Below are 25799 nucleotides of genomic sequence, written 5' to 3' on the forward strand. Positions count from 1 at the left end.
ATCTTGATCGTGAAGACCTTGGAGTCGGTGGTGTTGATGGACTCCGCCAGCGCGTTACGCGGGGCCCCACCGTCGTTCGGGTACTCGACCAGGCCGGTGAAGAGCCAGTCGATGATCTTGCCACCGCCGGTCTCCGTGGTGTTCGCCGGGACCAGCGGGTTCTCCGGCTGGACGCCGTGGACAACGATCGAGCCGTCCTTGCTGGCGGCAGCTTCGCCGTCGCCTTCACCGCTCGAGCAACCGCTCGCGACAAGCGCGGCAGCCGCGCTGAGCGCGATCGCGCTCGTCGCCCGCTTCGAGACTCTCATTCCGAGGGGCCTCCTCTTTCTAACCAGGTTCCGTCGTGGGTTTCACGCACGTTTGGGGGTGACACCGCCCGACCACCCCGGGGCGCGGGTCGCCGGGACCACAGGGAAGTTGGGGACACCCCTGATGTTCCGATCCGCCGGGCTCCCCACCAACGAGGCCTGACACGACGCAATCGACACAGCCACGGGCCGCCGAGATCGGCAGAATCGTGGTCGTGGGGCGTACGGGGTGCCACACACCGATGGTGAGGTGCTGCCACTGTGACACCCACTGGCCTCTTCCGTGAAGGTGCCGTTATCAAGCCGTTAGTTGCCCGCCACGTTGCCGATACTTGAAAAATGATCATAAAACGCCCGGCACGGGCGGCACTGACCAGGAAATACGTTGCGCAACCCGAAGAGCCGGCCTCGGCCCGTGCGCAAGCAACAGGGTCACCCGAGCCCGGTGGGACGTCCGTCACCACTCATGTTTCGACCCATCCGGATGAGGGCCCCTACGGCTACCCGGACACGATCATCGGCTGGGTGTACGAGGGCGCGCCGGACGTTTCTCTGATCCTCGCCGGTGGCCACGCACCGTCACACGAGCCGGCGATCCGCCGCCCAGCGGGAGAGTTCGTAGCGATTGGACATCTGAAGCTTGCGCAGCACGTTCGACACGTGCGTCTCCACCGTCTTGATGGAGATGAACAGCTCCTTGGCGATCTCCTTGTACGCGTACCCCCGGGCCAGCAGCCGCAGCACCTCCCGCTCACGGTTGGTGAGCTGGTCCAGCTCCGGGTCGGCCACCGGCGCGTCCGGCCGGGCCGCGAAGGCGTCCAGCACGAACCCGGCCAGCCGTGGGCTGAACACCGCGTCCCCGTCGGCCACGCGACGGATCGCGGCAGCCAACTCGTCCGGGGAGATGGTCTTGGTGACGTACCCGCGGGCACCGGCGCGGATCAGCCCGATCACGTCCTCCGCCGCGTCGGAGACGCTCAACGCCAGGAACTTGACCTGCGGGTGCGTACGGCGCATCGCCTCCAACACCGCGCGACCGCCGCCGTCGGGCATGTGCACGTCGAGCAGCACCACGTCCGGGCCGACGGCGGCGATCCGGGTGACCGCCTCGGCCACAGTGCTCGCCTCGCCCACCACCTCGACGTGGGCGCCCAACTCCGCGCGCACCCCGGCTCGGAACATGGCGTGGTCGTCCACCAGGAACACCCGCAGCCGCTCGGGGCGGGCATCCGCCGGGTCGAGGTGCTCGGTCGACTGCTCGGCCATGGTCATCTGTTCCTCTCCGCTGCGGACGGGTCCCGGGAGATCGGCAGGATCAACCGGACCTCGGTCCCCTCCCCCGGGCCGGACCGTATTTCGGCCCGTCCGCCGTGCCGCTTCATCCGCCCGATGATCGAGCCGCGTACGCCGTGCCGGTGGTCCTCCACGGTATCCGGATCGAAGCCCTTCCCCCGGTCCCGGACGAAGACGCTGACCTGATCCGGTTCCACCTCGGCGTAGAGCGACACGGTCTGCACGCCGGCGTGCCGGGCCGCGTTCACCAACGCCTCCCGGGCCGCCGCGACCAGCGCGCCGACCTTCTCGTCGGTCTCCCGGTCACCCACCACCACCGTCTCCACGCTGATCGCGAAGGTGTCCTCGACCTCGGCGGCGGCCTGCTCCAGCGCGGCGGCGAAGCGCTCGCTCGGCGAAGCCGTCGGCTTGTAGAGCCAGTTGCGCAGGGAACGCTCCTGCCCCCGGGCCAGCCGCTGCACCGTCTTGACGTCGCCGGGGTTGCGCTGGATCAGGGCCAACGTGTGCAGCACCTGGTCGTGCACCATCGCGGCCAACTCGGCCCGCTCCTGCTCGCGGATGCGCCCCTCGCGCTCCGAGCGGAGTTGGCTGTACGTCCGCCAGAGCACCGGCGCGGCGACAACGCCGACGCCGGCCAACCCGACCAACGCGAAGATCACGCCATTGATCACCGCGTCGAAGTTCTGTGCCGGCGAGTAGACGGCCGCGACGCCGATGATGCCGACCGCGACCAGCACTCCCCCGCCGATGAACCGGAGCACGAAGGCCCGCCGGTCGCTCTCCTCGACGACCGCGCCGAGCCAGGGCACCGGCATCGCGTCGCCCCACTGCCGCCGCCGCTCGGGCGCGGACTGGTGCCAGATGACCCCGGCGCCGACAGCGATGATGGCCACCAGCCAACCGGCGGTGCCCGCCGCGCCGACCGAGTCGAAGACCATCACCTGGATCAGCAGGACACCCAGCCCGATCCCCACGAACGGCAGGAGTTGGGCGACGTCCCGCCGGGGCGGCACCGCGGTGTCGCCGGGGCGCAGCGGCACCACCGCCCAGAAGGCCGCGTAGAGCAGCAGGCCGAGCCCGCTCAGCCCGAGCAGGACCATGAACGCGACGCGCACCCGCAGCACCGAGATGCCGAGATGGTCGGCGATACCGGCGGCGACGCCGGCGGCCATCCGGTGCTCCGGGGCGCGGTAGAGGCGCGGGGGCGGGGTCATGGTGCTGATCGGAGGCTCCCTGGTCACTGTGGCGGACAGGTCGAGGTCGGTGACTCGATCGTCACACGCTGCGGCGTCCGCGACCACGGGGACGCCCCCGACATTCCGGCCCCCGGATCTCAGGGTGGGGTCAGGGTCGGGTCCTGAGGTCGTTCGGGTGGACCGGGCAGCAGGATCGAAGCATGACCGAGGAAGCTGCCCCGCCGCCCCGACCGGGGTCGGCACAGCCGGGCGGTTCAGCACCGCCCCCGCCCACCACCACGCCCACCGAATGGACCGAGCCCAGCACGTTCGGTCCGCACGCTGGCGACGACGCGACAGCCGGCACCGCACCCGGCGAGCCGGCCGACAGCTACGCGCCGCCCACGGCGGACCACGGCCCAGGCCCGGGGTTCGCGGCGGGCACCGGCTACGGCCCGGGCGGCACGCCACCCGGGCCGGGTGGTCCCGGTCCGTCCGCGCCGCAACCGCCGCTGGGGGGCACCGGCTTCACCTCGCGGTACGGGCTGGTCCGGCCACGCGAGGGGCGGTATCTGGCCGGTGTCTGCGCGGCGATCGGGCGCGCCACCAACACCGATCCGGTGCTCTGGCGGGTGCTGCTCGCGGTCCTCGGGTTCTTCGGGGGCATCGGCATCCTGGTGTACGTCGCCGCCTGGCTGATCATCCCGAACGAAGGCGACACCGCGTCCCCCGTCGAGTCCATGCTCGGACGCGGGCGCTCCAGCATGTCCCCGGTGACGGTGATCGTCCTGGGCATCCTGGTCGCGGCCAGCTTCGCGTACATCGTCACCGACGCCTTCCGCGCGGTGCTGCTCGGCGCGGCCATCCTGGTCGCCGGCGCGCTCCTGCTCAACCGGGACGGCCGCAATCCACGACCCGGCACCCCGGGTGGCCCGCCGCCGCCCGCACCGTCCGGCGCGGTCGTCCCACCGGTGACCTGGCCGCCGTACGGCGCGGCGCCGTCGACCGGCCCAGCGGCGACGCCGCCGATGTTCGGCACCGGTCCGGGGTACGCCACCGCGACGACGGGGGCGGCGCCCACAGTCACCATCCCGGCGTACGACGCGCCGCCGACCAGCGCGACGCAGCCGGTCTCCGGGGTGGGCCCGGTGTCCGGGCAACCGGCCGGCACGACGGCCGCCCAGCCCGGCTGGCCGAGCGTCGCGATGCCCAGCGCCGGCTGGCCGTCGGCACCGGTGAGCAGCGCACCCGCTGCCCCGGGCGGTTACCCGACCGCCCCACCGCCCTCCGGTTACCGCCCACCGTTCGCGCCGCACGGCCCGTACGCTTCGCCGACCCCGGCCGCGCCTCCTGCGCCGAAGCCACCGAAGCCGCCGAAGCGCCCCAAGGAGCGGTCGCCACTCGGCGCGGTGACCTTCTCGCTGATCTTCCTGGTGCTCGGTGTGGTCGCCCTGCTCGACCTGCTGGACGTCTTCGCCATCAGCGCCTCGGCGTACTTCGCGGCCGCGCTGGCCACGATCGCGCTGGGGCTGCTGGTCGGCACCTGGTTCGGGCGGGCCCGCTGGCTCATCGCGCTCGGTCTGGTGACCGCGGCGGCGCTGGGCACGGCGACCGTCGCCGAGTCCTACGACCGGATCCGGGGAGTCGACGGCGCGGTGACCTGGGCGCCCACCGATTACCGCGACCTGGCGGACCGGTACGAGAACAGCTTCGGTGACGCCGTGCTCGACCTGCGCGGGATCGACTTCGCGAAATTGGACAGCCAGGTGACAGTGGCCGTCAACTTCGGCCAGGCGACAGTGGTCGTGCCGCCGAACGTGGACGTCACCACAGTGGCCGACGTCAACGCGGGTGATGCCACCATCTTCGGCAACCGCTCCGGCGGGCTGGACGGCCGCCTGCGGGAATCCACCGACGTCGGCGCGGACGGGCCCGGCGGCGGGACCCTGCGCCTCTACATCCATGTCAATGCCGGCAACCTGGAGGTGACCCGGTGAAGGCTCACCGCACGGATCTGGTGTCGTTCGCCTTCGGGCTCGTGTTTCTGGCCCTGTCGGCCTGGTGGCTGCTCGCCCAACTGCTCGGGCTCGCGCTACCGCCGGTCGGCTGGTTCCTGGCCGGCGCACTCATCCTGATCGGGGTCTTCGGGCTGGTCGGCGCGCTGCGCTCGGGTCGACCGAGCCAGCCGGCACCGATTGCCGAGGCCGGTGCCGCCGAGGCGGTAGCGCCCGTCTCCGGCACGTCCGTCTCCGGCGCACCCGTCTCCGGTGCACCCGTCTCCGGTGCCACCACGTCGACCTCCGGTGCGGCCCTGCCGGTCTGGGAAGCCGAAGGGTCCACCTGGGAAACTCCCTCCTCGGACCCGACGCTCATCTCGGACCGGACGGTGGAGACGCCGACCACCGAGGTGCGGGCGGAGGATTCAGCGGCCACCGACGTGATCCACCCGGCCTGGCTGGCACATCCGCCGTCGGAGCCGCCGACCGAGCCCATCCCCGGCCAACCCGGCGACCGGGACGAGGAGCCGACCATCGGCAAGCTCGCCCGGCCGGCCTCGTCCGAGGGGGACGAGCCGACCCGGTCCGACCAACCGGTCGAGGCCGTCGGCGACCGGCCGGGTGACGAGCGGGAGGGTCCGCGCGGGGAAGCCTGACCTCGGGCGGCTGTCCGCGTCGGTCCACCGCATCCCCACGGCGGTGCGGCCGGCGCGGGTGGACGCATATGCTGGCTGGTGGAGATCTCGCCTCCGCCGGCCGGCCCGTCCCGCCCATGGCGGTCCCGCCGCGATTACCGTCTCTACCCCCGTCAGGAGCCCGCCCGACATGACCCAGTCCCCCGCCGTGCGTACCACCGGCCGGTCCGGTGCGGTCCGCATCGGCGAGCGAGCCGCCCGTACCCTCGTGGCCGAGCTGGCCCGGATCAACGACGCCAAGGCCGCCCTGCTGGTCGGGGTGACCCCGGACTCCGCGGTGCTGGCCGCGGCCGTCGATGCGCTGCTCCCCGGTGACCGGCTCACCGTGGTGCCCGCCGAGCCGTTCGGTGCCGCGGCGCTCCGCGAGCACATCACCGCGCAGGGCCGCTGGGTCGCTGACCGGGTGAGCGTCGTCGACTCACTGGCCGAAGCCGAGGCCGCCGCGGTCGTCGTCGCCGGTGAGGTGTTCACCGGCACCGCCGAGGCGACCCGCAGCGGCGTCGAGGGGTTGGCCAAGTACCTCACCGACGGGGCGGTGTTGAGCGTGGCGACCGTTGCCACCCCCGGCCGGACCGAGGGTGCCGCCGCCGAGTTGGCCCGACAGGACGCCCTCTACGGCGTCGGCGCCGATCTGGTGCTGCGCAACTCGCCGCCGGTGCGGGTCTACCGCCTGCGGTTCACCCCGGCCAGCCCGGCCACGGCCGACAGCCTGGCCCCCGCGTACCGGCCGTCGAGTGTGCCGGTGACCCGGGGCATGCACATCGACTCCAACGGCGTGGCGGCGGCGGGCATCGCGCTGGGCCTCGCGGCGCTGGCCCGGGTGGCGCGCCCCTCGTCCAAGCTGTGGCTGCTGCCGGCCCTGGCCGCCGGGCCGGTCGCCGCGTTCTTCCGGGATCCCGAACGGGACGTGCCGGAGGACCCGAGCGCCGTGGTCGCCAGCGCGGACGGGAAGGTCCTGTCGGTGCAGCGGCTGCACGACGAGCGCTTCGGCGACGGCGAGTGGCTGCGGATCGCGGTGTTCCTGTCGGTGCTGGACGTGCACGTCAACCGCGCCCCGGTCGCCGGCAAGGTGGTGGACTACTTCGTCGCCGACGGCGGCTTCGTCAACGCGATGAAGCCGGACGCCGAGCACAACGTCGCCGCGTACACCGTTCTGGACACCGCGCGCGGCACCGTGGTGGTCGCGCAGCGGACCGGGCTGATCGCCCGCCGGATCGTGCAGCGCGCGCCGATCGGCGCGTTGCTGGCCAGGGGCGAGCGCTTCGGGCTGATCCGTTTCGGCTCCCGGACCGACGTCTACCTGCCCGCCGAGGCCGCGGACCCGCTGGTCGGGCCGGGCGACAAGGTGGTCGGTGGGTCCACGGTCATCGCCCGCTGGCGCTGACCCCGCAAACGAGGAACGGGGCGCCGCTGTCCGCGGCGCCCCGTTCTGTCTGCTCAGATCACGCGGTACGACGCTGCCGCAGCCAGAGGACCGGCCCGCTGACGAGGTAGCCCACCACGATCAGGGCGAACGTCAGCCGAATGTCGACCAGCGCGCCGATCACCGGGGCCAGCCAGAGCCACGGCGGCAGCTTCACCAGGCGGGCGAGCTTGGCGTACGGGAAGCTGGAGACCATCGCGAAGGCCAGCAGCGCCACTCCGGCGACCAGCACGGCACCGGGCACCGGCAGGCCGATCGCCACGGTCACGGCGAGCACCGCGGCCGCCATGGTGCTGGGCACCCCGCAGAAGAACCGGCCGTCCTTCGGCGAGACGTTGAAGCGGGCCAGGCGAATCGCGGCACACGCCGCGACCAGGGCGCACGCCACCGCCGCCGCGGCCGTGGAGACGGAGCCGGCGAGCGAGGCGTAGACCACCACCGGCGCGGCGAGACCGAACGAGCACATGTCGGCCAGTGAGTCCATCTGTGCGCCGAACGGGCTGGCCACCCCGAGCCGTCGGGCCAGCGCGCCGTCCAGACCATCGAAGATGACGCAGGCGATCAGGCAGAGCGCCGCGATGCGCACCTCGCCCTGCATGGCCAGGAAGATGGCGAGCATGCCGAGCATCAGGCTGGCCAGCGTGCAGGCGTTGACCAGGGCGAACTTCATCCGGCGCGCCATGGTGCGCTCGCCGGGAAGCAGCGGGATCGCGCGGGCCTCGTCGGCCTGCGCCATCGGCGGCATCGCCGGGCTGACCGGAATTACCGCGTCGATGTCGGCCCGGTCCAAGCCCAGTGTCGGGTCCACGCCCAATGTCGGCCGGCTGAGCCGGTCCAGGCCGTAGCGACGGCGCTGCCGATCGGCGTACCGGTGCTCGGTCGGGGCCAGGTCGGTCGGGTGCAGGTCGCCGTCGCGGCGACCGACCCGGACCAACAGCACCTGGCGGGCGAACGTGCTGCTGCGGCGCAACCGGCCCGCCCAGCGACGCCCTGCGGGGCGCGGACTGTCAGTAGTACGACGCCGGCGCCATGGGGCTCTCGGCACGTTTCCTCCATCACCGGATCTGCTGACCGCCAGGTGGCGGGTGTCCGGCTGTCTCGTGCCGGACCTTGCATGGCCCGGCAGCCGTTTTGCGGAGTACACCATCGCATAGGGGAACATGGCTTGGCGATAGCTGCCGGCGGTACTTGTATCTGGGTTAAACCGCTCGAACCGCTCGCTTGTTCCCATCCCGGGCTTCATCGCCCGTTTCCTCCATCATTCCCGCCTTTGACTGTACCGGAGGGCCACCAAGTCGGCTCACCGAGCGGAGTGCTTTCGGCCACTCTGTCCGATTGCCATGGCAGCGATGTCGCTCAACGGCAGGTCAGCCGCCTCGGCTCGGGTGAACCACCCCGCCCGCGCCGTCGACCCGCCAGCGGTCTCGGTGACCACCGCGTCAGTAGGTACGTCCACCAGCACCCGATAGATCACCCGTACGCCATGCCAGTCCAGCGGCCGGCCCTCCGGGCCCACAGCGGCGGGATTGTGCAGGTTGTTGACGCCGAGAAGCTCCACGACCCGGCCCACCTGCCCGCCCTCCTCGACCAACTCCCGCAGCAACCCGGTGGCCGGCTGCTCACCGTGATCGGTGCCACCGCCGGGCAGATGCCACAGACCGGCCCCCGGATAGCCCTCCGCGATCTGAGTGAGCAGGATCCGCCCAGCAGGGTCGGTGACCAGCCCGTACGCCCCGAAGCGCAGCCGACGGTCGGGATGCGCCGGCGGGAACAGGGCCCGCGACCGGTGCGCTCCCGGCGGCAGTGGGGTGACCGGCAGGCCGAGCGCCTCGGCGGTGAACGGGGTCAGCGGCAACTGCGCCACCTCCGCCAGTGCGAGCCAGCAAGCTTGATCAACCGGTCCAGCCCCCGCCTCACCCAACCCGCTCCCGGGCTGCGCGCCTTCGGGCCGCACGCTCTCCGGCTGTGCGCTCTCCGGCTGTGCGCCTTCAGGCCGTGCGCCTTCATGCAGTGCGCTCTCCGGCCGTGCGCTCTCGGGCCGCTCACGCTCGGACAGTGCGTCGTGGGGCGTGCTGAGTTCGAACAACAGCCGGTCGGTGTGCAACGCGACCTTGTTCTCCGGGAAGGTGGCCACATCGGCGACGACCGCGAGCAGCCGCGTCACCGTGACCGCCAGCCCAGCCTGTCCTGCGAGTTCGCGGACCACGGCGTGCTCCGGGTCCTCGGCATGCCCGACGGCGCCGCCCGGCAACCGCCAGACCCCCGGAAACTCACCCTTCACCCCGTCCCGAACCACCAGGACCCGGCCCGAGTCCCGCAATAGCCCATAGGCCCCGACTCGCCGCGTAGATCGCACCCTCGCTCGCCCCCGCTTCGCACCCAGAACTATTGATCATGAAGTTATCGCCGTCCATCTCGCGCCTGACGATAGCTTCATGATCAACGCGAGGCAGCGCAGGAAAACCCGCAGGGGTGGCGAGCCCAGGCGTTCAAGCCGAGGTGGCCGACCCTTGACGACGACGATTTGGCCCATCGACGCCTTTTCGCCCTGTTCGCGGCCGCGATCGCTTCACTCCATTAGCCCACATTGTGGAGTCCATTCGCGTCGCGGCAGTCGAGACGAACGCTGATCAACTCGCGTTCACGGAAGGCGCTGTGTCCCAGCCCGGGATACCGCGCCTTCAAGGAACCCGAGTTGATCAGAGGCTGGAGCCACGGACCTTCAGAAGCCGGGCGCCCCATGGCGGTGCCGAGGAGACTCCCTGCCGGGACGCCCGGGCGGAATCCCTCAGCCGGTGCCCCCGAGCTGAAGATCGCGCAACATCCAGGATGTAGTGGCATCGCGCGTCGGTGAGGCCACTACATCCTGGTTCGAGCACGATCTTGGCGCGAGGCGCGAGGCGCGAGGCGCGAGGGCGCGAGGCGCCGCCGGCCGCTCTCGGACCGGTCGGGGTCAGGTGAGTTGGGCGGCTTGGACTGCTTCGGCGGTCACCTCGGTGAGGCGGTCGGTGGGGAGGGCGCCCAGCTCCTCGCGGCCGAACCAGCGGGCTTCGCAGGTGGAGCCGCCCACGTCGGCGACGGTTAGGGGGTTGGGCTGGTCGACGACGACCCGGTAGAAGGCGCGTACGCCGTGCCAGTCGATCGGGTAGCCCTCGGGGCCGAGTGAGGCGGCGTCGCGGTGGCTGGCGACTCCGAGAAGCTCGACGAGGCGGCCGGCCTGGCCGGTCTCCTCGACCAGCTCCCGGATCAGTGCCGCGCCGGGCTGCTCGCCGTAGTCGGTGCCGCCGCCGGGCAGGTGCCAGCAGCCGGCGCCCGGGTAGCCGTCGGAGATGCGGGTGAGCAGCACTCGGCCGGCGGGGTCGGTGCAGACCGCGTACGCGGCGAAGCGTTGGGCTCGGTGCAGCCCGTCGGGGCCGGGCACGGCGTAGAAGGAGGGGAACTCGGGTGCCTCGTCGGGCACCACGTCGGCCGAGGAGGCGGGCAGCCCGAGGGCGCGTGCGGTGAACGAGCGCAGCGGCAGCTCGCGCGCCTCGTCGAGGGTGTACCACCGGGCCAGGTCGGTGGGGCGTTCGCCGACCCGGTCCGCGAGGGTGCCGCCGCGCACCGCCACCCGGTAGATCAGCCGGTCGGTGTGGATGGTGATTCCACGGTCCGGGAGTGCCCGCATGTCGGCGAGCACGTCGGCCAGGCTGGAGACGGCGACGGAGAGGCCGGTTTCGGCGGCGGTCTCGCGAACGACGGTGTGGTTGGGGTCCTCGCCGTGGTCGACCGCCCCGCCGGGCAGCGACCATGCGCCGGGGGTGCCGGAGCGCTCCGATGCGCGGACCAGCAAGACTCGGCCGCTTGAGTCAGCACAAACTGCGTATGCCGCGATCCTGCGGAGCGGCTTGAGCAAGGTGGTCACGGAAGCAAATTCTCCCCGGGCCGGGTTACCGGAACGGAAAAGAGTCGGATTCCTGACTATCCGGTCCCGGTCAGGGATTGGTCAGGGTAAGGATCCGGGCGGTCACCGAGGGCGGGCCGGGCGCCAGCGCGGACGGTAGGGGTATGACATCGACCACCGCTCCCCGCGCCCCGTACAAGCAGCTTCGGCGACCCACCACCGACCGCATGGTCGCCGGAGTCGCCAGCGGCGTCGGCCGCTACTTCGCCGTCGATCCCACACTGGTCCGGGTGATCTTCGCGGTCACCGGCCTGCTCACCGGCGGGCTCGCGCTGTTCGCGTACCCGATCATGTGGTTCCTGATGCCGGAGGAGCCCACCGGCGCGCCGGCCTGGCCGCACGCCGCCGGCGTCGCGCCGCAGAACGGCCCGCTGCCCACCGCCGGGCCCGCGCCCGGCGGACCACCGCAGGGGTACGCCCCGACGCCGCCCTACCCGCCGACGACCCCGCCCAGCATGCCGCCGGCCGCGTGAGCGGCGCTCACTCCCACTCGATGGTGCCCGGCGGCTTGCTGGTGACGTCCAGGACCACCCGGTTGACCTCGGCGACCTCGTTGGTGATCCGGGTGGAGATCCGGGCCACCACGTCGTAGGGCAGCCGGGACCAGTCGGCGGTCATCGCGTCCTCGCTGGAGACCGGGCGCAGCACCACGGGGTGCCCGTAGCTGCGCCCGTCTCCCTGCACACCGACGCTGCGCACGTCGGCGAGCAGCACCACCGGGAACTGCCAGACACCCCGGTCGAGGCCGGCGGCGGTCAGCTCCTCACGGGCGATCAGGTCGGCCTGGCGGAGCAGGTCGAGGCGTTCCTGGTCGACCGCGCCGATGATCCGGATGGCCAGGCCGGGGCCGGGGAACGGGTGCCGCCAGACCATCGCCTCGGGCAGGCCCAGTTGGAGGCCGAGCGTCCGGACCTCGTCCTTGAACAGGGTGCGCAGCGGCTCGACCAGCGCGAACTTCAGGTCCTCCGGGAGGCCGCCGACGTTGTGGTGACTCTTGATGTTGGCGGTGCCGGTGCCCCCGCCGGACTCCACCACGTCGGGGTAGAGGGTGCCCTGGACGAGGAACTCGACGTCGCCGTGTGCGGCGATCTCGCGGGCCGCGGCCTCGAAGACCCGGATGAACTCCCGGCCAATGATCTTGCGCTTCTGCTCCGGGTCGATGACCCCGGCGAGCGCGCCGAGGAACCGGTCGGTCGCGTCGACCACCTTCAGCTTGATGCCGGTGGCGGTGACGTAGTCCTTCTCCACCTGCTCGGCCTCGCCTGCGCGCAGCAGGCCGTGATCGACGAAGACGCAGGTGAGCTGGTCACCGACCGCCTTGTGCACGAGCGCCGCGGCGACCGCCGAGTCCACCCCGCCGGAGAGGCCGCAGATGACCTCCTTGTCGCCGATCTGGGCGCGGATCCGGGCTACCTGCTCGTCGATGATGTTCTCGGGCGTCCAGGTCGGCTCGATGCCGGCGATGTCGTAGAGGAAGCGGGTCAGCATCTCCTGGCCGTGCGCGGTGTGCCCGACCTCCGGGTGGAACTGCACGCCGGCCCGGCGACCGGCCAGGTCCTCGAAGGCGGCGACCGGCGCGCCCGCCGACTCGGCGGTCACCGTGAAGCCGTCGGGCGCCTCGGTGACGGCGTCGCCGTGGCTCATCCAGACCGGCAGGTCCGCCGGCAGGTCACGCAGCAGCACACCGGGGTCGAGGAGGCGGGGGCGCAGCGGGGTGCCGCCGTACTCACGGTTGCCGGTCCTGGTGACGGTGCCGCCGAGCGCCTGGGCCATCGCCTGGAAGCCGTAGCAGATGCCGAAGACCGGCACGTCGGCGCTGAAGACGCCCGCGTCGATCTGCGGCGCGTCCGGGGCGTAGACGCTGGCCGGACCACCGGAGAGGATGATCGCGGCGGGGTTCTTCGCCAGCATCTCGGCGATCGGCATCGAGTGCGGCACGATCTCGGAGTAGACCTTCGCCTCACGGACCCGGCGGGCGATGAGCTGGGCGTACTGGGCTCCGAAGTCCACCACGAGGACGGGGCGAGGCAGGCTCATGTGCACGAAGCCTACCGACAGTCACGGCCACTCCCGGCACCGGCTCGCCGGGGAGGCCGGCGGGGGTCACTGACGCAGCGCGCCGGGGGCGCCTGCCGGGACTGCCGGGGTTTTCGGGGGTACGGGTGCCAGACGGCAGTACGGCGAACCGAGGGTTGGGCGGGGGTCCTGCTCACCCTTGTTGGGCCAGAAGGACATCGCTCGTTCCGCCTGTGCGGTGATCGTCAAGGAGGGGTTCACGCCCAGGTTGGCCGAGACGGCCGCGCCGTCGACCACGTGCAGTCCGGCGTGCCCGTACACCCGGTGCCAGGGGTCGATCACCCCGTCGGCCGGGGTGGCCCCGATGACCGCGCCGCCCAGGATGTGCGCGGTCATCGGGATGTCGAACGGTTCGGTGAGTGAGCCGCCGGGGGTGCCGCCGATCTCGTCGGCCAGCATTCGGGCGGCCGTGTTGCCGGCCGGGATCCAGGTGGGGCTGGGCGTGCCGTGGCCCGGGCCGGTGACCAACCTGCGGCCGAGCGGGCCACGCCGCCACCGGGTGGTCAGCGAGTTGTCCGCGGACTGCATGACCAGGGCGATCACCGTCCGTTCCGACCAGCCGCGCACCGACAGCATCCGCGCCGCCAACCGGGGCTGCCGCACGATGCTGCCCAGCCAGCGGCGTACCCGGTGCGGGCCGCCATCGACAAGCAGCGACTGGAGCAGGCCCATCGCGTTGGAGCCCCGCCCGTAGCGGACCGGCTCGATGTGCGTCTGCGGGTCGGGGTGGAACGAACTGGTGATGGCCACCCCCTCGGTGTAGTCCAACCGCTCGGACCGGGCCCGTTGGCGGGGCACCGAGGCGCCGAGGATCGCCTCCGAGTTGGTCCGGGTCAGCTCGCCGAGGCGGGGCGAGAGCCCGGGTAGCGCGCCGTCGGCCCGCATCCCGTGCAGCAACCGCTGGGTGCCCAGCGCCCCGGCGGCGAAGACCACCTGATCGGCGTGGATGACCTGCCGACCCTTGCGCAGCCAGGCGCCGGTGCGTTCGGTGCGCACCTCGTACCCACCGCCGTCGGCGGCGGGCCGGACGGCGGTCACCGTCGTCAACTGACGGACCGTGACGCCGAGCCGTTCGGCGAGCCAGAGGTAGTTCTTGACCAGCGTGTTTTTCGCCCCGTGCCGGCAGCCGGTCATGCACGAGCCGCAGTGCAGGCAGCCGGTGCGTTCCGGGCCGGCACCGCCGAAGTAGGGGTCGGCGATCCGCTGGCCGGGCCGGCCGATGTGCACGCCCACCGGCGTGGCGTGGAAGGTGTGCCCCACCCCCATCCGCTCGGCCACCGCGCGCATGGCGCGGTCCGCGCCGGTGTGCACGGGGTACGTGGTGACGCCGAGCATTCGTTTCGCCTGGTCGTAGTGGTGGGCCAACTCGTCGCGCCAGTCGGTGATGTCCCGCCACTGCGGGTCGCTGTAGAAGGCCGGCAGCGGTTCGTAGAGGGTGTTGGCGTAGACCAGCGAGCCGCCGCCCACCCCGGCGCCGGAGAGCACCAGCACCCCGCCGCCGGATCGCCGGTCGGCCGGACGGAGCAGGGTGAGCCGTTGGATGCCGTAGCAGCCCAGCTTCGGTGCCCAGAGGAACCGGCGGACCCGCCAGGACGTCTGCGGGAACTCGTCGTCGGCGAAGCGGCGACCGGCTTCCAGCACCGCGACCGAATAGCCCTTCTCGGCCAGTCGGAGCGCGGTGACGCTGCCACCGAAGCCGGACCCGATGACGACCACGTCGTACCGCATGGACGCATCATTACTCGCGAGTAGCGCTCGCGCCAGCGGCACTTTTCGCGCGATCATGCTCCGGCCGACCGACCCGGCGCCTTCCGGCCGCAACCCGGAGCACCCGTCGGAGCGTTGTTCACCAGACGGGTGGAAGGAATCCAACATGGTTCTCGGGTCGATGGCGCCGCGCCGACGGTGGCTGCTGCTGGGGTTGGCGGCGCTCGCCGTGGTCGCGCTGATCGCGGCCGGCACCGTGGTGATCACCCGGCTGACCGGCGACAACAAGCCGGGAGGCGCACCGGTGGCCGGTTCGCCGACCCCGTCGCCGGTCGGCACGCCGACACCGAGCCCCAGCGGCCCGCCGCCGGGCGCGGACATCACCGGCCCGCTCAACCTGCTGCTGGTCGGCGTGGACACCCGGGTCAGCGTGCCCGGGTGGGAGCCGCACTCGGATGCCGTGCTGGTGCTGCACGTACCCAAGGGGTTGGATCGGGCGTACCTCTTCTCGCTCCCCCGCGACCTGCTGGTGGACATCCCGGCGTTCCCGAAGGCCGGTTACAAGGGCGGCAAGACGAAGCTCACGCACGCGATGAGCTTCGGCAGCCGGGTGCCGGGCAAACCCAAGCAACCCAGCACGGCCCAGGGGTACGAGCTGCTGCGCAGCACGGTCAGCGGCTACACCGGGCTGCGCATCGACGCGGGCGCGGTGCTCACCTTCAACGGGTTCGACAAGCTGGTCACCGCCCTGGGTGGGGTGGACATCTACGTCGACCAGCGGGTCGAGTCGATGCACCGCCGACCGGACGGCAAGTACCGGGAGAGCGCGCCGGGCGGGTACAAGGGGCCGCAGCAGGTCTACGAGAAGGGCGACCGGCACCTCAACGGCTGGCAGGCGCTGGACTACGCGCGGCAGCGCTACATCACCGGCGGTGACTACGCACGGCAGCGTCACCAGCAGCAGCTGATCAAGGCAATGACCCGCAAGATCCTGGACGAGGGCCTGGCCCGGCAACCGGAGCGCGTCGACCAGGTGGTCTCCGCGCTGGGCGACACGCTGGTCTACGTGGGTGGGCGCCGGATCGTCGACATCGCGTACGCCCTCAGTGGCCTGCCGGAGAACCGTTTCACGCTGGTCGGGCTGCCCGGTTCCGGCGTCGGCAAGGGCAGTGCCTACCGGGGTGAACAGCTGACCAGCGAGGGCAGCAAGTTCCTCACCGAACTCCGCGCCGGGCGCGCCGACGCCTACCTGGCCGCCCACCCCACCCTGGTCGTCAAGAACTGACCGCCGCTCAGAGGCGCTTGGGTAGGGCGGGCTTCTTCGTGGCGTAGAGCCAGGCTTCGAAGATCGCGTCCAGCTGCTTGCCGGAGATCCGCTCGGCCAGGGCCACGAACTCGGCAGTGGTGGCGGTGCCGTCGGCCTTCTCCGCCGCCCAGGTCCTGACGATCTCGAAGAACGCCTTGTCACCAACTGCCACCCGCAGGGCGTGCAGGGTCATCGCGCCGCGCTGGTAGACCGACTCGCTGAACAGCTTGGCCACGCCCGGCTTACCCGGCGGTGTCTGCCACACCTGCGCGGACATGCTGGCGTACCGGCTGTCGAACGCCTCCTTGGCGGTGTACGCCTTGGTGTGCTCGGCCCAGAGCCACTCCGCGTACGTCGCGAAGCCCTCGTTGAGCCAGATGTCCTCCCACTTGGCCAACGCGACACTGTCGCCGAACCACTGGTGGGCCAGTTCGTGGGCGACGACCTCGGTGTTCTCGCCCTGCCGGAAGAAGCTCGCCGCGTACACCGGTCGGCTCTGCGTCTCCAGGGCGTAGGAGATCCGGCTGTCGGAGATGACCACCCCGCCGTACGCGTCGAACGGGTACGGCCCGAACACGCTCTCCAGGTAGTCGGCCACCGCGACCGTCTGCGCGATGGACGCGTCCGCGTTGCCCTTGGCCTCGGTGGTGGTGACAGCGCTGTAGACCGGGCGGCCCTTGTGCTCGCCGGTGGTGATCCGGAACCTGCCGATCACCAGCGTGCTCAGATAGCTGGCCATCGGCGACTTCTCCGACCACTTCCAGGTGGTCCAACCGCCCGTGCTGGTCTTCCCGCCGGGAACGCCGTTGCTGATCGCGGTCAGGCCGTCCGGAACCGTGACCTCGAACTCGTAGGCCGCCTTGTCCGACGGGTGGTCGTTGACCGGGAACCAGGTGCTGGCCGACTCGGGCTGACCCAACGCGATGGCACCGTCGGCGGTGTGCAGAAAGCCACCGTCACCGAGCATCTCGTTCTTCAGCGGCTTCGGCTTACCGGCGTAGGTGACCTCGGCGACGAACCCGTTGCCGTTGATCAGGCCGGAGGCCGGCTTGATCACCAGCTCGTTCCGCTTGCGGCTGTGGGTCGCCGGTGCGCCGTCCACTGTGACCGCGCTGACGGTCAGGCCGGCCAGGTCGAGGTTGAACGTCGACAGGTCCGCCGTCGCGGTGGCCCGCACCGTGGTCGTACCCGTCAACTGGTCCTTGGCCGGGTCGTAGCGCACCTTCACTGTGTACCGCGCGACGTCGTAGCCGCCGTTGCCGTAGGTCGGGAAGTAGGCGTCGCCGACCCCGTCGGCGCCCGCGGTGAACGTCCGAGCCGGCGTGGGGGACGCGCTCGGTGGTGGGGCCGTCTCCGAGCCCGCCGAATCGCATCCGGACAGTGCGAGCGCACCGGTCACCAGCAGGCCGGCAGCCACTCGCAGTCTGTGCCGCGTCCGCCGCATCCCACACCCTTTCCGCACGCTGGCCGGTCACGGCCTCCGCCGTTCCGCGCGAACGGGCGCCAACCCGCCGTTCGCAGGCGGCACTATATCGACCGGGCAGCGGGGCCGGGTCACGGCAGTGTGGGGGCCGACCCACCCACCAACCAGGCGTCGAAGAGCGGACGCAGTTGCCGCCCGGCGACCCGCTCGGCCAGCGCGACGAGGTCCGCGGTGGTCGCGTTGCCGGCCGCCCGCTCAGTGGTCCAGGTACGCAGGATGCGGAAGAAGAGGTCGTCACCGACGGTCCGGCGAAGCGCGTGCACGGCGAGCGCCCCGCGCTTGTAGACGGCCGAGCCGAACATCTGCTCCCGGCCCGGCTCGACCGACGGCTGCGTCCAGTCGGTCGCCGCGTACTGGATCTCGAAGTTGCGCTGGGCGGTCCGGCCGCCGTCGTGCTCCTCCCACAGCCACTCCGCGTAGCTGGCGAAGCCCTCGTTGAGCCAGATGTCGCCCCACCTGGTCAGCGACACGCTGTCGCCGAACCACTGGTGCGCCAGCTCGTGCGCGACGACGCTCGGGTTCGGCCGGTCGTCGGCGAAGAAGCCAGGCCCGTAGACCGGCCGGGACTGGGTTTCCAGCGCGTACCCGATCCGGTCGTCGGCGATCACGATCCCCCCGTAGGAGTCGAACGGGTACGGGCCGAAGCGGCTGGCCAGGAAGTCGACGATCGCGCCGGTGCGGGCCAGCGAGGTGGCCGCCCCGCCGGTCGCCGGCAGGCTCGCGGCCACCGCCGTGACCATCGGCCGGCCGGCGTGCGTGCCGGTCACCACCCGGTAGTCACCGATCACGAGCGTGCTCAGGTAGCTGGCCATCGGGGCGCGCTCGGACCAGCGCCAGGTGGTCCAGCCGTCGGCGCTGCTCTTCGGCCCGGGTACGCCGTTGCTCAGCGCGGCGAGGCCGTCCGGAACGGTCAACGCCAGGTCGTAGGTGGCCTTGTCCGACGGGTGGTCGTTGACCGGGAACCAGGTGGCTGCCGAGTCGGGTTGGCCGAGCGCCACCGCACCGTCGGCGGTGTGCAGGAAACCGCCGCTGCCCAGGGCCCCGTCGTCGACTGCCGTGGGAATGCCCGCGTACTCGACAGTCACTGTGAACTGCCGACCACGCGGCAGGCCGTCGCGGGGCGTCACTACCAACTCGCCGTCGCCGCGCCGGTGCTCGGCCGCCGCGTCGCCCACGCTGACCGCGCCGACCTCCAGGCCGACCAGGTCCAGGTTGAGCCGGGACAGGTCCTGGGTGGCGGTGGCCGTGATGACGGCTCGACCGGTCAGCCGGTCGGTGGACGGGTCGTAGCGGACGTCGAGGCCGTAGTGCGCGACGTCGTAGCCGCCATTGCCGTGCCCCGGCACGTACGGGTCGCCGATGTCGGCCGCACCGGGCCGGAAGCCGTCGCTGTCGTCGCCCGTACAACCCGTGGCGACCAGCCCGATCGCGCAGGTCAGCGCGGCGACACGCAGTCTCCGTCCGGTCAGGACCATGCCCACCCCTCCTGCGGCGTCCGGCCTCCTGCCGCGTTCCGGTCAGGACGAGCGTAGTCAGCATCGCGGGCCGCGCGGTCGGTATCGACGATCATCAGTAACTTTCGTCGAATCAAACAAAAGCTGCCGTCGATCGAACCTTTCTTTCGACTTGGACCGACGTTAGTGTCGGTCTCCGACCACCGTCGCGAAAGGTGGAACCATGCCAGACCACACCGCCCCCGACGCCACCCCCACCGGCCGGCTCAGCCGCCGATCCCTGCTCGCCGCCTCCGCCGGCGCCGCCGCCGCGATCGGCGCGGCCGGCCTACCCGTCCTCGCCACCGGCACCCCCGCGCTCGCCAACCCCGGCAACGCGAGCAAGCTGCGGGTCGAGCCGCTGATCCCGGCCAGGAACCGCGGCATCATCCTCTACAGCGTCCGCGACCGGATCACCGCCGCGCCCGACGACAGCGGGGTGCCGTACGGCTTCGAGCGCGTCCTCGCCCGACTCGCCGAGATCGGCTACAAGGAGATCGAGTTCGCCGGCTACACCCAGAGCACCGAGATCCTGGGCCGGCAGATCACCCCCGCCGAGATCCGCAAGATCCTCGACGACAACGGTCTGGTGGCCAACGGCACCCACGCCTCGATCCAGCCGGCCACCTTCCAGCAACAACTGGACATCGCCGAGGAACTCGGCATGAAGAACATCGGCACCGGCAGCGACCCGACCAGCAGCGCGTACAAGGCCGAGTGGGACGCCGCCGCGGACATCTGGAACGAGCTGGGCCGGCAGGCCAAGGCCCGGGGCATGCGGCTCTACACGCACAACCACGACGCCGCGTACAGCTTCCTGATCGACCGGGGCCCGCGCGACGCGCAGGGCCGGCAGACCCGGTCCTCCGGTGTCCGCCGGCTGGAGTACTTCTTCGAGATCACCGACCCGCGGTACGTCTTCTTCGAGCTGGACATCTACTGGGCCTACGTGGCCCGCTACAAGCACCAGAAGTACGTCAACCCGGCCGGCCAGGAGGTGACCGACCTGTTCGACCCGATCCTCACCGTGGCCGACCGGACCACCCGGTTCCCGCTCTTCCACGCCAAGGACGGCGACCGGGACACCAGCGTGCCCAACGGGTACCAGATGACCCCGCTGGGCGACGGCGACCTCAACTTCCAGCAGTTCTTCCAGACCATCGGCGAACGCAACTTCCACCACGCCAACTGGGAGATGGACACCGCCCCCGGCGGCGCGGACAACAAGGGCCAGTCGCTCGACTTCGCGGCGACCAGCTACCAGAACATGTCCGACCTGACCATCTACGTGGAGAAGTGACTCCCGGTTGAACGCGACGAAGGCCGGCCCCGCACCAGGCGGGGCCGGCCTTCCGGCGTCTGACGGATCGCCTCAGCGGTCGAGGACCAGACCGACCTTCTGGAACTCCTTCAGGTCGCGGTAACCGCACTTGGCCATCGCCCGACGCAGCCCACCGAACAGGTTGAGCTGGCCGTCGGCCTCGTCCGCCGGCCCGAAGAGCAGCTGCTCCATCGACCCGAGCGGCTCACCGGAAACCTCGAACGCACCCCGGGGCAGCGACGGGTGACTCGCCGCCGAGTGCCACCAGGCACCACCGGCGGGGGCCTCGTCGCAGAGCGACAGCGGCTCACCGAGCATCACCGCGTCCGCGCCGCAGCCGAGCGCCTTGGCGATGTCGCCCGAGGTCTGGATGTCACCGTCGGCGATCAGGTGCACGTACCGGCCGCCGGTCTCGTCCAGGTAGTCACGGCGAGCCGCCGCCGCATCGGCGATCGCGGTGGCCATCGGCACCCGGATGCCCAGCACCGACTCGGTGGTCGACCACTCGTCGCCACCGATGCCCACGATCACGCCGGCCGCGCCGGTACGCATCAGGTGCAGCGCCGTCTTGTAGTCCGTGCAGCCACCGACGATCACCGGCAGGTCGAGGTCGGCGATGAACTCCTTGAGGTTCAGCGGCTCATCGGTGGTCGACACGTGCTCGGCCGAGACGATGGTGCCCTGGATGACCAGGATGTCCACCCCGGCGTCCAGGATCACCGGCGCCAGCGCGAGGGTGTGCTGCGGGGAGACCCGCACCGCCACCGTGCCGCCACCGGCGCGCAGCTCGCGGACCCGCTCCGCGATCAGGTCCGGGCGGATCGGCTCGGCGTACACCTCCTGGAGCCGCTTGGTGGCGCGGGCCTCCTCGTCGAGGCCGGCCAGCTCGTCCAGCACCTTCGTCGGGTTCTCGTAGCGGGTCCAGAGCCCCTCGACGTTGAGCACGCCGAGGCCGCCGAGCTGGCCCAGACGCACCGCCGAGGACGGGCTCATGGTGGCGTCGGAGGGGTGACCGACGCACGGAATGCCGAACGGGTACGCGTCGAGCTGCCAGGACGTCGAGACGTCATCGACGTCCCGGGTGCGGCGGCTCGGCACGATGGCGATGTCGTCCAGGTGGTAGCCGCGCTGCGCGGTCTTGCCCAGCCCGATCTCGACCACGTCACGCATGGGGGACTCCAGGTGGTTGGGGGTGGTGGGTCAGCGGGTGTGGTAGTTGGGCGCCTCGACGGTCATCTGGATGTCGTGCGGGTGGCTCTCCTTCAGGCCAGCCGCGGTGATCCGGATGAGCTGGCCCCGGCGGTGCAGATCGGGGATGTTCTCCGCACCGGCGTACCCCATGGCCAGTCGCAGACCGCCGACCAGCTGGTGGGCCACCCGGGAGAGCGGCCCCCGGTAGGGCACCTGACCCTCCACGCCCTCGGGGACCAGCTTGTCGTCGCTGAGCACGTCCTGCTGGAAGTAGCGGTCCTTGCTGTACGACTTGGCCTGACCCCGGGACTGCATCGCGCCGAGCGACCCCATCCCGCGGTACGTCTTGAACTGCTTGCCGTTGACGAAGATCAGCTCGCCGGGGCTCTCCTCGCAGCCGGCCAGCAGGCTGCCGAGCATCACCGTGTCGGCGCCGGCCACCAGGGCCTTGGCGATGTCGCCAGAATATTGAATGCCGCCGTCCCCGATCACCGGCACGCCGGCCGGGCGGGCGGCCCGGGCCGCCTCCATGATCGCGGTCACCTGCGGCACGCCGACCCCGGCGACGATCCGGGTGGTGCAGATCGCGCCCGGCCCCACGCCCACCTTGACGCCGTCGGCGCCGGCGTCGACCAGCGCCTTGGCGCCGGCGTACGTGGCCACGTTGCCGCCCATGATGTCGACCGTCACGTCGGCCTTGAGCCGGCGGACCATGTCCAGCACGGCCCGCTGGTGACCGTGCGCGGTGTCCACGATCAGCACGTCGACACCCGCGTCGACCAGGGCACGGGCCCGCTTGTACGCGTCCTCGCCCACACCGATCGCGGCGGCGACCCGCAGCCGGCCGGCGTCGTCCTTGCTGGCGTCCGGGTACTGCTCGCTCTTGGTGAAGTCCTTCACGGTGATCAGGCCACGCAGCCGGCCCGAGTCGTCGACGATCGGCAGCTTCTCGACCTTGTGCTGACGCAGCAGCGCCAGGGCGTCGTCCTTGCTCACCCCGACCCGTGCGGTGACCAGCGGGGTGTGGGTCATGATCTCGCGGACCGGAGTGTTCGGCTCGGAGACGAAACGCATGTCCCGGTTGGTGACGATGCCGACCAGCTGGCCGTCGCCGTCCACGACCGGAACGCCGGAGATGCGGTAACGCCCGCACAGCTCGTCGACCTCGCGCAAAGTGTCGTCCGGGCTGGCGGTCACCGGGTTGGTGATCATGCCCGACTCGGAGCGCTTCACCAGGTCGACCTGGAGCGCCTGGTCCTCCAGGGAGAGGTTGCGGTGCAACACGCCGATGCCGCCCTGGCGGGCCATGGCGATCGCCATCCGCGCCTCGGTCACCGTGTCCATCGCGCTGGAGAGCAGCGGGATCGACAACTCGATGTTGCGGGTGAGCTTCGTCCGGGTATTCACCCGGCTGGGCACCACGTCCGACTCGCCCGGCTGGAGCAGCACGTCGTCGAAGGTGAGGCCGAGCGGAACCACCCGGGCGGAGCCGGCCGGCAGCTCGGGCAGGTGGCCGCCCAGGTCGGCGTGCTCGACGCCGGCCGGAAGATCGGTGCTGGGCGAATTTTCCACGATTGCTCCCCTGAGCTGCTCGGATGGGCTTCAGCGAGGTGGCGCGGGCGGGCACCGGAGCGCGCCACGGTGCCGGCACGTCGCCTCATCGTACCCAGTGAGCTGGGCGACCCGTCCGTGGCAGGCCGGCCGGCGCGGAGGCCGGGGGGCGGACGTTCGCGCCGCGTTGGGTCTACGGTGAGGGGGTGCACGACGAGCCCATCGACCCGTTCAATGGCGACCCGGCCGATCCGACCGCGGGTCTGGATGACCCGGGCGACGACGCGACGCCGGATCCGCTGACCGACGTCGAGCGGCAGGATGTGCTGGAAGACCTCGCTGACCTGGAGATCTACCAGGCTCTGCTGGCCCCGATCGGGGTCCGCGGGCTGGTGATCGAATGCGAGGACTGTCGCGAGCCCCACTACTTCGACTGGGACCTGCTCCGCGGCAACCTGCGGCACCTGCTCAACTCGGGCCGCCCCCGGGTGCACGAGCCCGCCTACGACCCCGACCCGGACCACTACGTGACCTGGGACTACGCCCGGGGTTACGCGGATGGGGTGCACGACACCCTGTCCGAGGGCACCGAGGACGAGCCGGGCGCCCCGACCGCCACCAAGTGACGCCGCCGGGCGGCGGGTGCCCCCGCTGCCGCGCGTCCCGGGTGCTCGGCTGCCGCGCGGCGGGCTCGGCTGCCGCGCGGCGGGCTCGGCTGCCGCGCGGCGCGCGTATGTCAGGCGACCAGACCGGCGCGGAAGCCCGCCGCCACCGCGTGCGCACGGTCCCGGGCGCCAAGCTTGCGAAACAACCGGCGGGCGTGCGTCTTGACGGTGTCCTCCGAGACGAACAGCTCCCGGCCGATCTCCGCGTTGCTCTTACCCTCGGCCATCCCGAGCAGCACCTGAAGCTCACGCTCGGTGAGGCCGATCGACGCCCGACTGGGTCGGGCGTTCGGGGCGGGACGGCCCGGTTCGGTCTGCGCCGCCGACTCGCCGGCGCCCGCCTCCGCCTCGTCGTCGCCCCGCTGCACCGGCACCGACGCCACCCCGGCCGGCCCGTCGGCGGCCGTGGCCGCCCAGCCGGGCTCGCCGGAACCGCGCGGCGACGGCCCGGATCGGCCGGAACCACCCACCGCCGCCGCATCCCGAGCTGGATCGGTGATCCGCTGCCGGGAGGCTCGGCCGGGCGCGGTGAGCAGCAGTAGCGCCTTCGCCACCGCGCTGGTCAGGTCATGGTCGACATTCTGGATGAGCCCCCGGGCGCCGGCGCTGATGGTGGCCGCCGCGGCCTCGGACTCCTCGGTGCCGAGCAGCAGCACCGCCGCCTGCGGCGCACGCGCCAACACTCGGCGGACGAAGCCGGCACTGTCCGGTCGGGTGAGTGCCGTGTCGGCCAGGACCACGTCGGCCGGCCGCTCGGCCAGCCGCAGCATCACCTCGGGATCAGAGACGGCGGTACGAACGATCGCGGACAACCCCAGCCGCGCGGCAGCAGAAGTAAGGTGCTGGGCCGCGAGTGGTGTCCGAACGCACACAAGAACGGTACGCACTGTGGTCTCCTCTCCGCCAACGAGCAGACCATGACGCGGTCGGCTGGGGAGGGGGTTCCCGGCAATCCTTCGAACTTTTCCGACAGATGGGGCAAAAGCCGCAATTTCTCGGACGTTTTCGATCACAGAAGTGTGAGTTGACGACAGCCCGGGTACCGGGAGATCCAGGCCGGGAACGGTGCGCCTGCGCGGCCCGCCGCCCGGACGCCGGCCATAAGGATTCTCGCGGAGCCGCGCGGGAGGAGGGGTGCTGATGTCGAACGTACGTAGACTGCCCGGACCCATCGTCGATCTCTGGGACTGGCAGCGACTCGGTGCCTGCCGAGGGCGCGACAGCGCCCAGTTCTTCCACCCCGACGGTGAGCGTGGTTCGTCCCGACTGCGTCGCGAGTCCGCCGCCAAGTCGGTCTGCCGCGCCTGCCCGGTTCGCGCCGAGTGCGCCGCCCACGCCCTGTCGGTACGCGAGCCGTACGGCGTGTGGGGCGGCTTCAGCGAGTCGGAGCGCCTGCGACTGCTCGCCGTCGGCTGGGAGGACCTGGCAGACCGCCGGCACGCTCGGGTCGACGTCGCGCGACTGGAGGCCCGCCTCGGCCGCCCGCACAAGTCGACAGTCCCGGCCCAACGCAACGTCGCCTGATACGAGGCGTCCCCAACATCCGCGAAGCCGCGCCCCCGCCCAGGGGGCGCGGCTTCGTGCCGTTCATGCGGTTCGCTGCGGCCAAACCTTCGGCGTCGCCGATACCACGATGATCCATTCGTGTTCCTTGATATCGGGGCATCCCGTCGGCCCGGACACCCCGACTTCAAGGACCCCGAGTGGATCAAGCCAAGTGCGCAACCACCTCCTGGGATGTTTGTCCGATAAAAGGCATTCAGGCCGGGCGCAGGGCTTAGGCTGCTGCGAGGTACGCGGCCTTTGTCCAGTGATCAGATGCACAGGTGAGCCGGAATCATGGCCGGGCCGGGGTCGTTACATACCCTGACGATCGCAGTACCACCGACCCGCCGCCCGACCCCTGAGGGCTGGTCGCGCAGGTTGGAATGCCAGCTAGCACCCGGTCGTTACAGTCCCCGCAAACGACCGACGGGCACCGCCTCGATGAGGGTGCCGGCAGGTGGGCCACCCGGAATGACCCCGGCCCCCGAGTCGTTACAGTCCCCGCGAACGACCGCCTGGCACCGCCTCGATGAGGGTGCCGGCAGGTGGGCCACCCCCCGGAATGACCCCAGCCCCCCGGTCGTTACACCTGGACCCGGCGCCACGAGCCCCCTGCTCGCCAGGCCG

At 71.5% G+C, this 25799-nt stretch carries 19 protein-coding genes and 2 pseudogenes; 8 read left to right on the forward strand and 13 right to left on the reverse strand.

Features of this window, described 5'->3' with window-relative positions; genetic code table 11:
• From ABZS40_RS33840 to ABZS40_RS33850, 3 genes and pseudogenes are all read right to left on the reverse strand, one after another.
• Window positions 1-308: pseudogene (locus ABZS40_RS33840) on the reverse strand (ABC transporter substrate-binding protein); the annotation flags it as partial.
• A gap of 579 nt (window positions 309-887) precedes the next feature.
• The gene (locus ABZS40_RS33845; protein ID WP_030337843.1) at window positions 888-1574 is read right to left on the reverse strand and encodes a response regulator transcription factor; all 687 of its coding nucleotides are present in this window, start codon (window positions 1572-1574) and stop codon (window positions 888-890) included.
• 2 nt (window positions 1575-1576) lie between these two features.
• Window positions 1577-2815: a PspC domain-containing protein gene (locus ABZS40_RS33850; protein WP_354948411.1), complete on the reverse strand. Its 1239-nt coding sequence runs from the start codon at window positions 2813-2815 to the stop codon at window positions 1577-1579.
• A 182-nt stretch (window positions 2816-2997) separates the two neighbouring features.
• Between ABZS40_RS33850 and ABZS40_RS33855 the strand changes: the two genes are divergently transcribed.
• The 3 genes and pseudogenes from ABZS40_RS33855 to ABZS40_RS33865 all read left to right on the forward strand — a co-directional run bounded on the left by ABZS40_RS33855 (window position 2998) and on the right by ABZS40_RS33865 (window position 6852).
• On the forward strand, window positions 2998-4773 hold the full coding sequence (locus ABZS40_RS33855; protein WP_354948413.1) for a PspC domain-containing protein: 1776 nt from the start codon (window positions 2998-3000) through the stop codon (window positions 4771-4773).
• Window positions 4770-4952: pseudogene (locus ABZS40_RS33860) on the forward strand (hypothetical protein); the annotation flags it as partial. The gene ABZS40_RS33855 and the pseudogene ABZS40_RS33860, both read left to right, overlap by 4 nt.
• A 646-nt stretch (window positions 4953-5598) precedes the next feature.
• On the forward strand, window positions 5599-6852 hold the full coding sequence (locus ABZS40_RS33865; protein ID WP_354948415.1) for a phosphatidylserine decarboxylase: 1254 nt from the start codon (window positions 5599-5601) through the stop codon (window positions 6850-6852).
• A 58-nt stretch (window positions 6853-6910) separates the two neighbouring features.
• Here the strand turns inward: ABZS40_RS33865 and ABZS40_RS33870 are convergent, their stop codons facing one another.
• The 3 genes from ABZS40_RS33870 to ABZS40_RS33880 form a co-directional block, all read right to left on the reverse strand.
• Window positions 6911-7861 carry a CDP-alcohol phosphatidyltransferase family protein gene (locus ABZS40_RS33870; protein ID WP_354948417.1) on the reverse strand — a complete coding sequence of 317 codons (951 nt, stop codon included), beginning with the start codon at window positions 7859-7861 and terminating at the stop codon, window positions 6911-6913.
• Between the two features lie 330 nt (window positions 7862-8191).
• Window positions 8192-9247 (reverse strand): NUDIX domain-containing protein, encoded by a 1056-nt coding sequence (locus tag ABZS40_RS33875; protein WP_354948419.1) that lies wholly within the window; start codon window positions 9245-9247, stop codon window positions 8192-8194.
• A 597-nt stretch (window positions 9248-9844) separates the two neighbouring features.
• Window positions 9845-10795, reverse strand: a complete 951-nt coding sequence (locus tag ABZS40_RS33880) for an NUDIX domain-containing protein (protein WP_238679429.1) — start codon at window positions 10793-10795, stop codon at window positions 9845-9847.
• A 143-nt stretch (window positions 10796-10938) separates the two neighbouring features.
• On the opposite strand from ABZS40_RS33880, the gene ABZS40_RS33885 reads away from it, so the two are divergent.
• Window positions 10939-11307 (forward strand): PspC domain-containing protein, encoded by a 369-nt coding sequence (locus tag ABZS40_RS33885; RefSeq protein WP_354948421.1) that lies wholly within the window; start codon window positions 10939-10941, stop codon window positions 11305-11307.
• A gap of 7 nt (window positions 11308-11314) precedes the next feature.
• On the opposite strand, the gene guaA is transcribed toward ABZS40_RS33885, so the two are convergent.
• Together guaA and ABZS40_RS33895 are read right to left on the reverse strand one after the other, a co-directional pair.
• Window positions 11315-12871, reverse strand: coding sequence for a glutamine-hydrolyzing GMP synthase (gene guaA, locus ABZS40_RS33890; RefSeq protein WP_354948423.1), 1557 nt, complete (start codon window positions 12869-12871; stop codon window positions 11315-11317).
• A gap of 66 nt (window positions 12872-12937) precedes the next feature.
• On the reverse strand, window positions 12938-14638 hold the full coding sequence (locus ABZS40_RS33895) for a GMC family oxidoreductase (protein WP_354948425.1): 1701 nt from the start codon (window positions 14636-14638) through the stop codon (window positions 12938-12940).
• Between the two features lie 145 nt (window positions 14639-14783).
• Between ABZS40_RS33895 and ABZS40_RS33900 the strand changes: the two genes are divergently transcribed.
• Window positions 14784-15902: an LCP family protein gene (locus ABZS40_RS33900; RefSeq protein WP_354948427.1), complete on the forward strand. Its 1119-nt coding sequence runs from the start codon at window positions 14784-14786 to the stop codon at window positions 15900-15902.
• Between the two features lie 7 nt (window positions 15903-15909).
• Here the strand turns inward: ABZS40_RS33900 and ABZS40_RS33905 are convergent, their stop codons facing one another.
• Both ABZS40_RS33905 and ABZS40_RS33910 read right to left on the reverse strand, forming a co-directional pair.
• Window positions 15910-17367: a M1 family metallopeptidase gene (locus ABZS40_RS33905; RefSeq protein ID WP_354948429.1), complete on the reverse strand. Its 1458-nt coding sequence runs from the start codon at window positions 17365-17367 to the stop codon at window positions 15910-15912.
• Between the two features lie 110 nt (window positions 17368-17477).
• Window positions 17478-18881 carry a M1 family metallopeptidase gene (locus ABZS40_RS33910; protein WP_354948431.1) on the reverse strand — a complete coding sequence of 468 codons (1404 nt, stop codon included), beginning with the start codon at window positions 18879-18881 and terminating at the stop codon, window positions 17478-17480.
• A 202-nt stretch (window positions 18882-19083) separates the two neighbouring features.
• Between ABZS40_RS33910 and ABZS40_RS33915 the strand changes: the two genes are divergently transcribed.
• Window positions 19084-20199, forward strand: coding sequence for a sugar phosphate isomerase/epimerase (locus ABZS40_RS33915; RefSeq protein WP_354948433.1), 1116 nt, complete (start codon window positions 19084-19086; stop codon window positions 20197-20199).
• A 72-nt stretch (window positions 20200-20271) separates the two neighbouring features.
• On the opposite strand, the gene ABZS40_RS33920 is transcribed toward ABZS40_RS33915, so the two are convergent.
• Together ABZS40_RS33920 and guaB are read right to left on the reverse strand one after the other, a co-directional pair.
• Entirely contained in the window at window positions 20272-21390 is a 1119-nt protein-coding gene (locus tag ABZS40_RS33920) for a GuaB3 family IMP dehydrogenase-related protein (RefSeq protein ID WP_124778268.1), read from the reverse strand.
• 30 nt (window positions 21391-21420) lie between these two features.
• Window positions 21421-22983 carry an IMP dehydrogenase gene (guaB, locus tag ABZS40_RS33925; RefSeq protein ID WP_091406429.1) on the reverse strand — a complete coding sequence of 521 codons (1563 nt, stop codon included), beginning with the start codon at window positions 22981-22983 and terminating at the stop codon, window positions 21421-21423.
• Between the two features lie 185 nt (window positions 22984-23168).
• Here guaB and ABZS40_RS33930 point away from each other — a divergent pair, with 185 nt between their 5' ends.
• Window positions 23169-23588 (forward strand): DUF5319 domain-containing protein, encoded by a 420-nt coding sequence (locus ABZS40_RS33930; RefSeq protein WP_030337860.1) that lies wholly within the window; start codon window positions 23169-23171, stop codon window positions 23586-23588.
• Window positions 23589-23698: 110 nt separating this feature from the next.
• On the opposite strand, the gene ABZS40_RS33935 is transcribed toward ABZS40_RS33930, so the two are convergent.
• Entirely contained in the window at window positions 23699-24514 is an 816-nt protein-coding gene (locus ABZS40_RS33935) for a response regulator transcription factor (RefSeq protein ID WP_354948436.1), read from the reverse strand.
• A 253-nt stretch (window positions 24515-24767) separates the two neighbouring features.
• Here ABZS40_RS33935 and ABZS40_RS33940 point away from each other — a divergent pair, with 253 nt between their 5' ends.
• Entirely contained in the window at window positions 24768-25151 is a 384-nt protein-coding gene (locus tag ABZS40_RS33940; protein WP_091406539.1) for a WhiB family transcriptional regulator, read from the forward strand.
• Window positions 25152-25799 lie beyond the last annotated feature (648 nt).

The organism is Micromonospora sp. NPDC005324 (assembly GCF_040607155.1).
In the GTDB taxonomy this organism is placed as follows: Bacteria; Actinomycetota; Actinomycetes; order Mycobacteriales; family Micromonosporaceae; genus Micromonospora; species Micromonospora trifolii.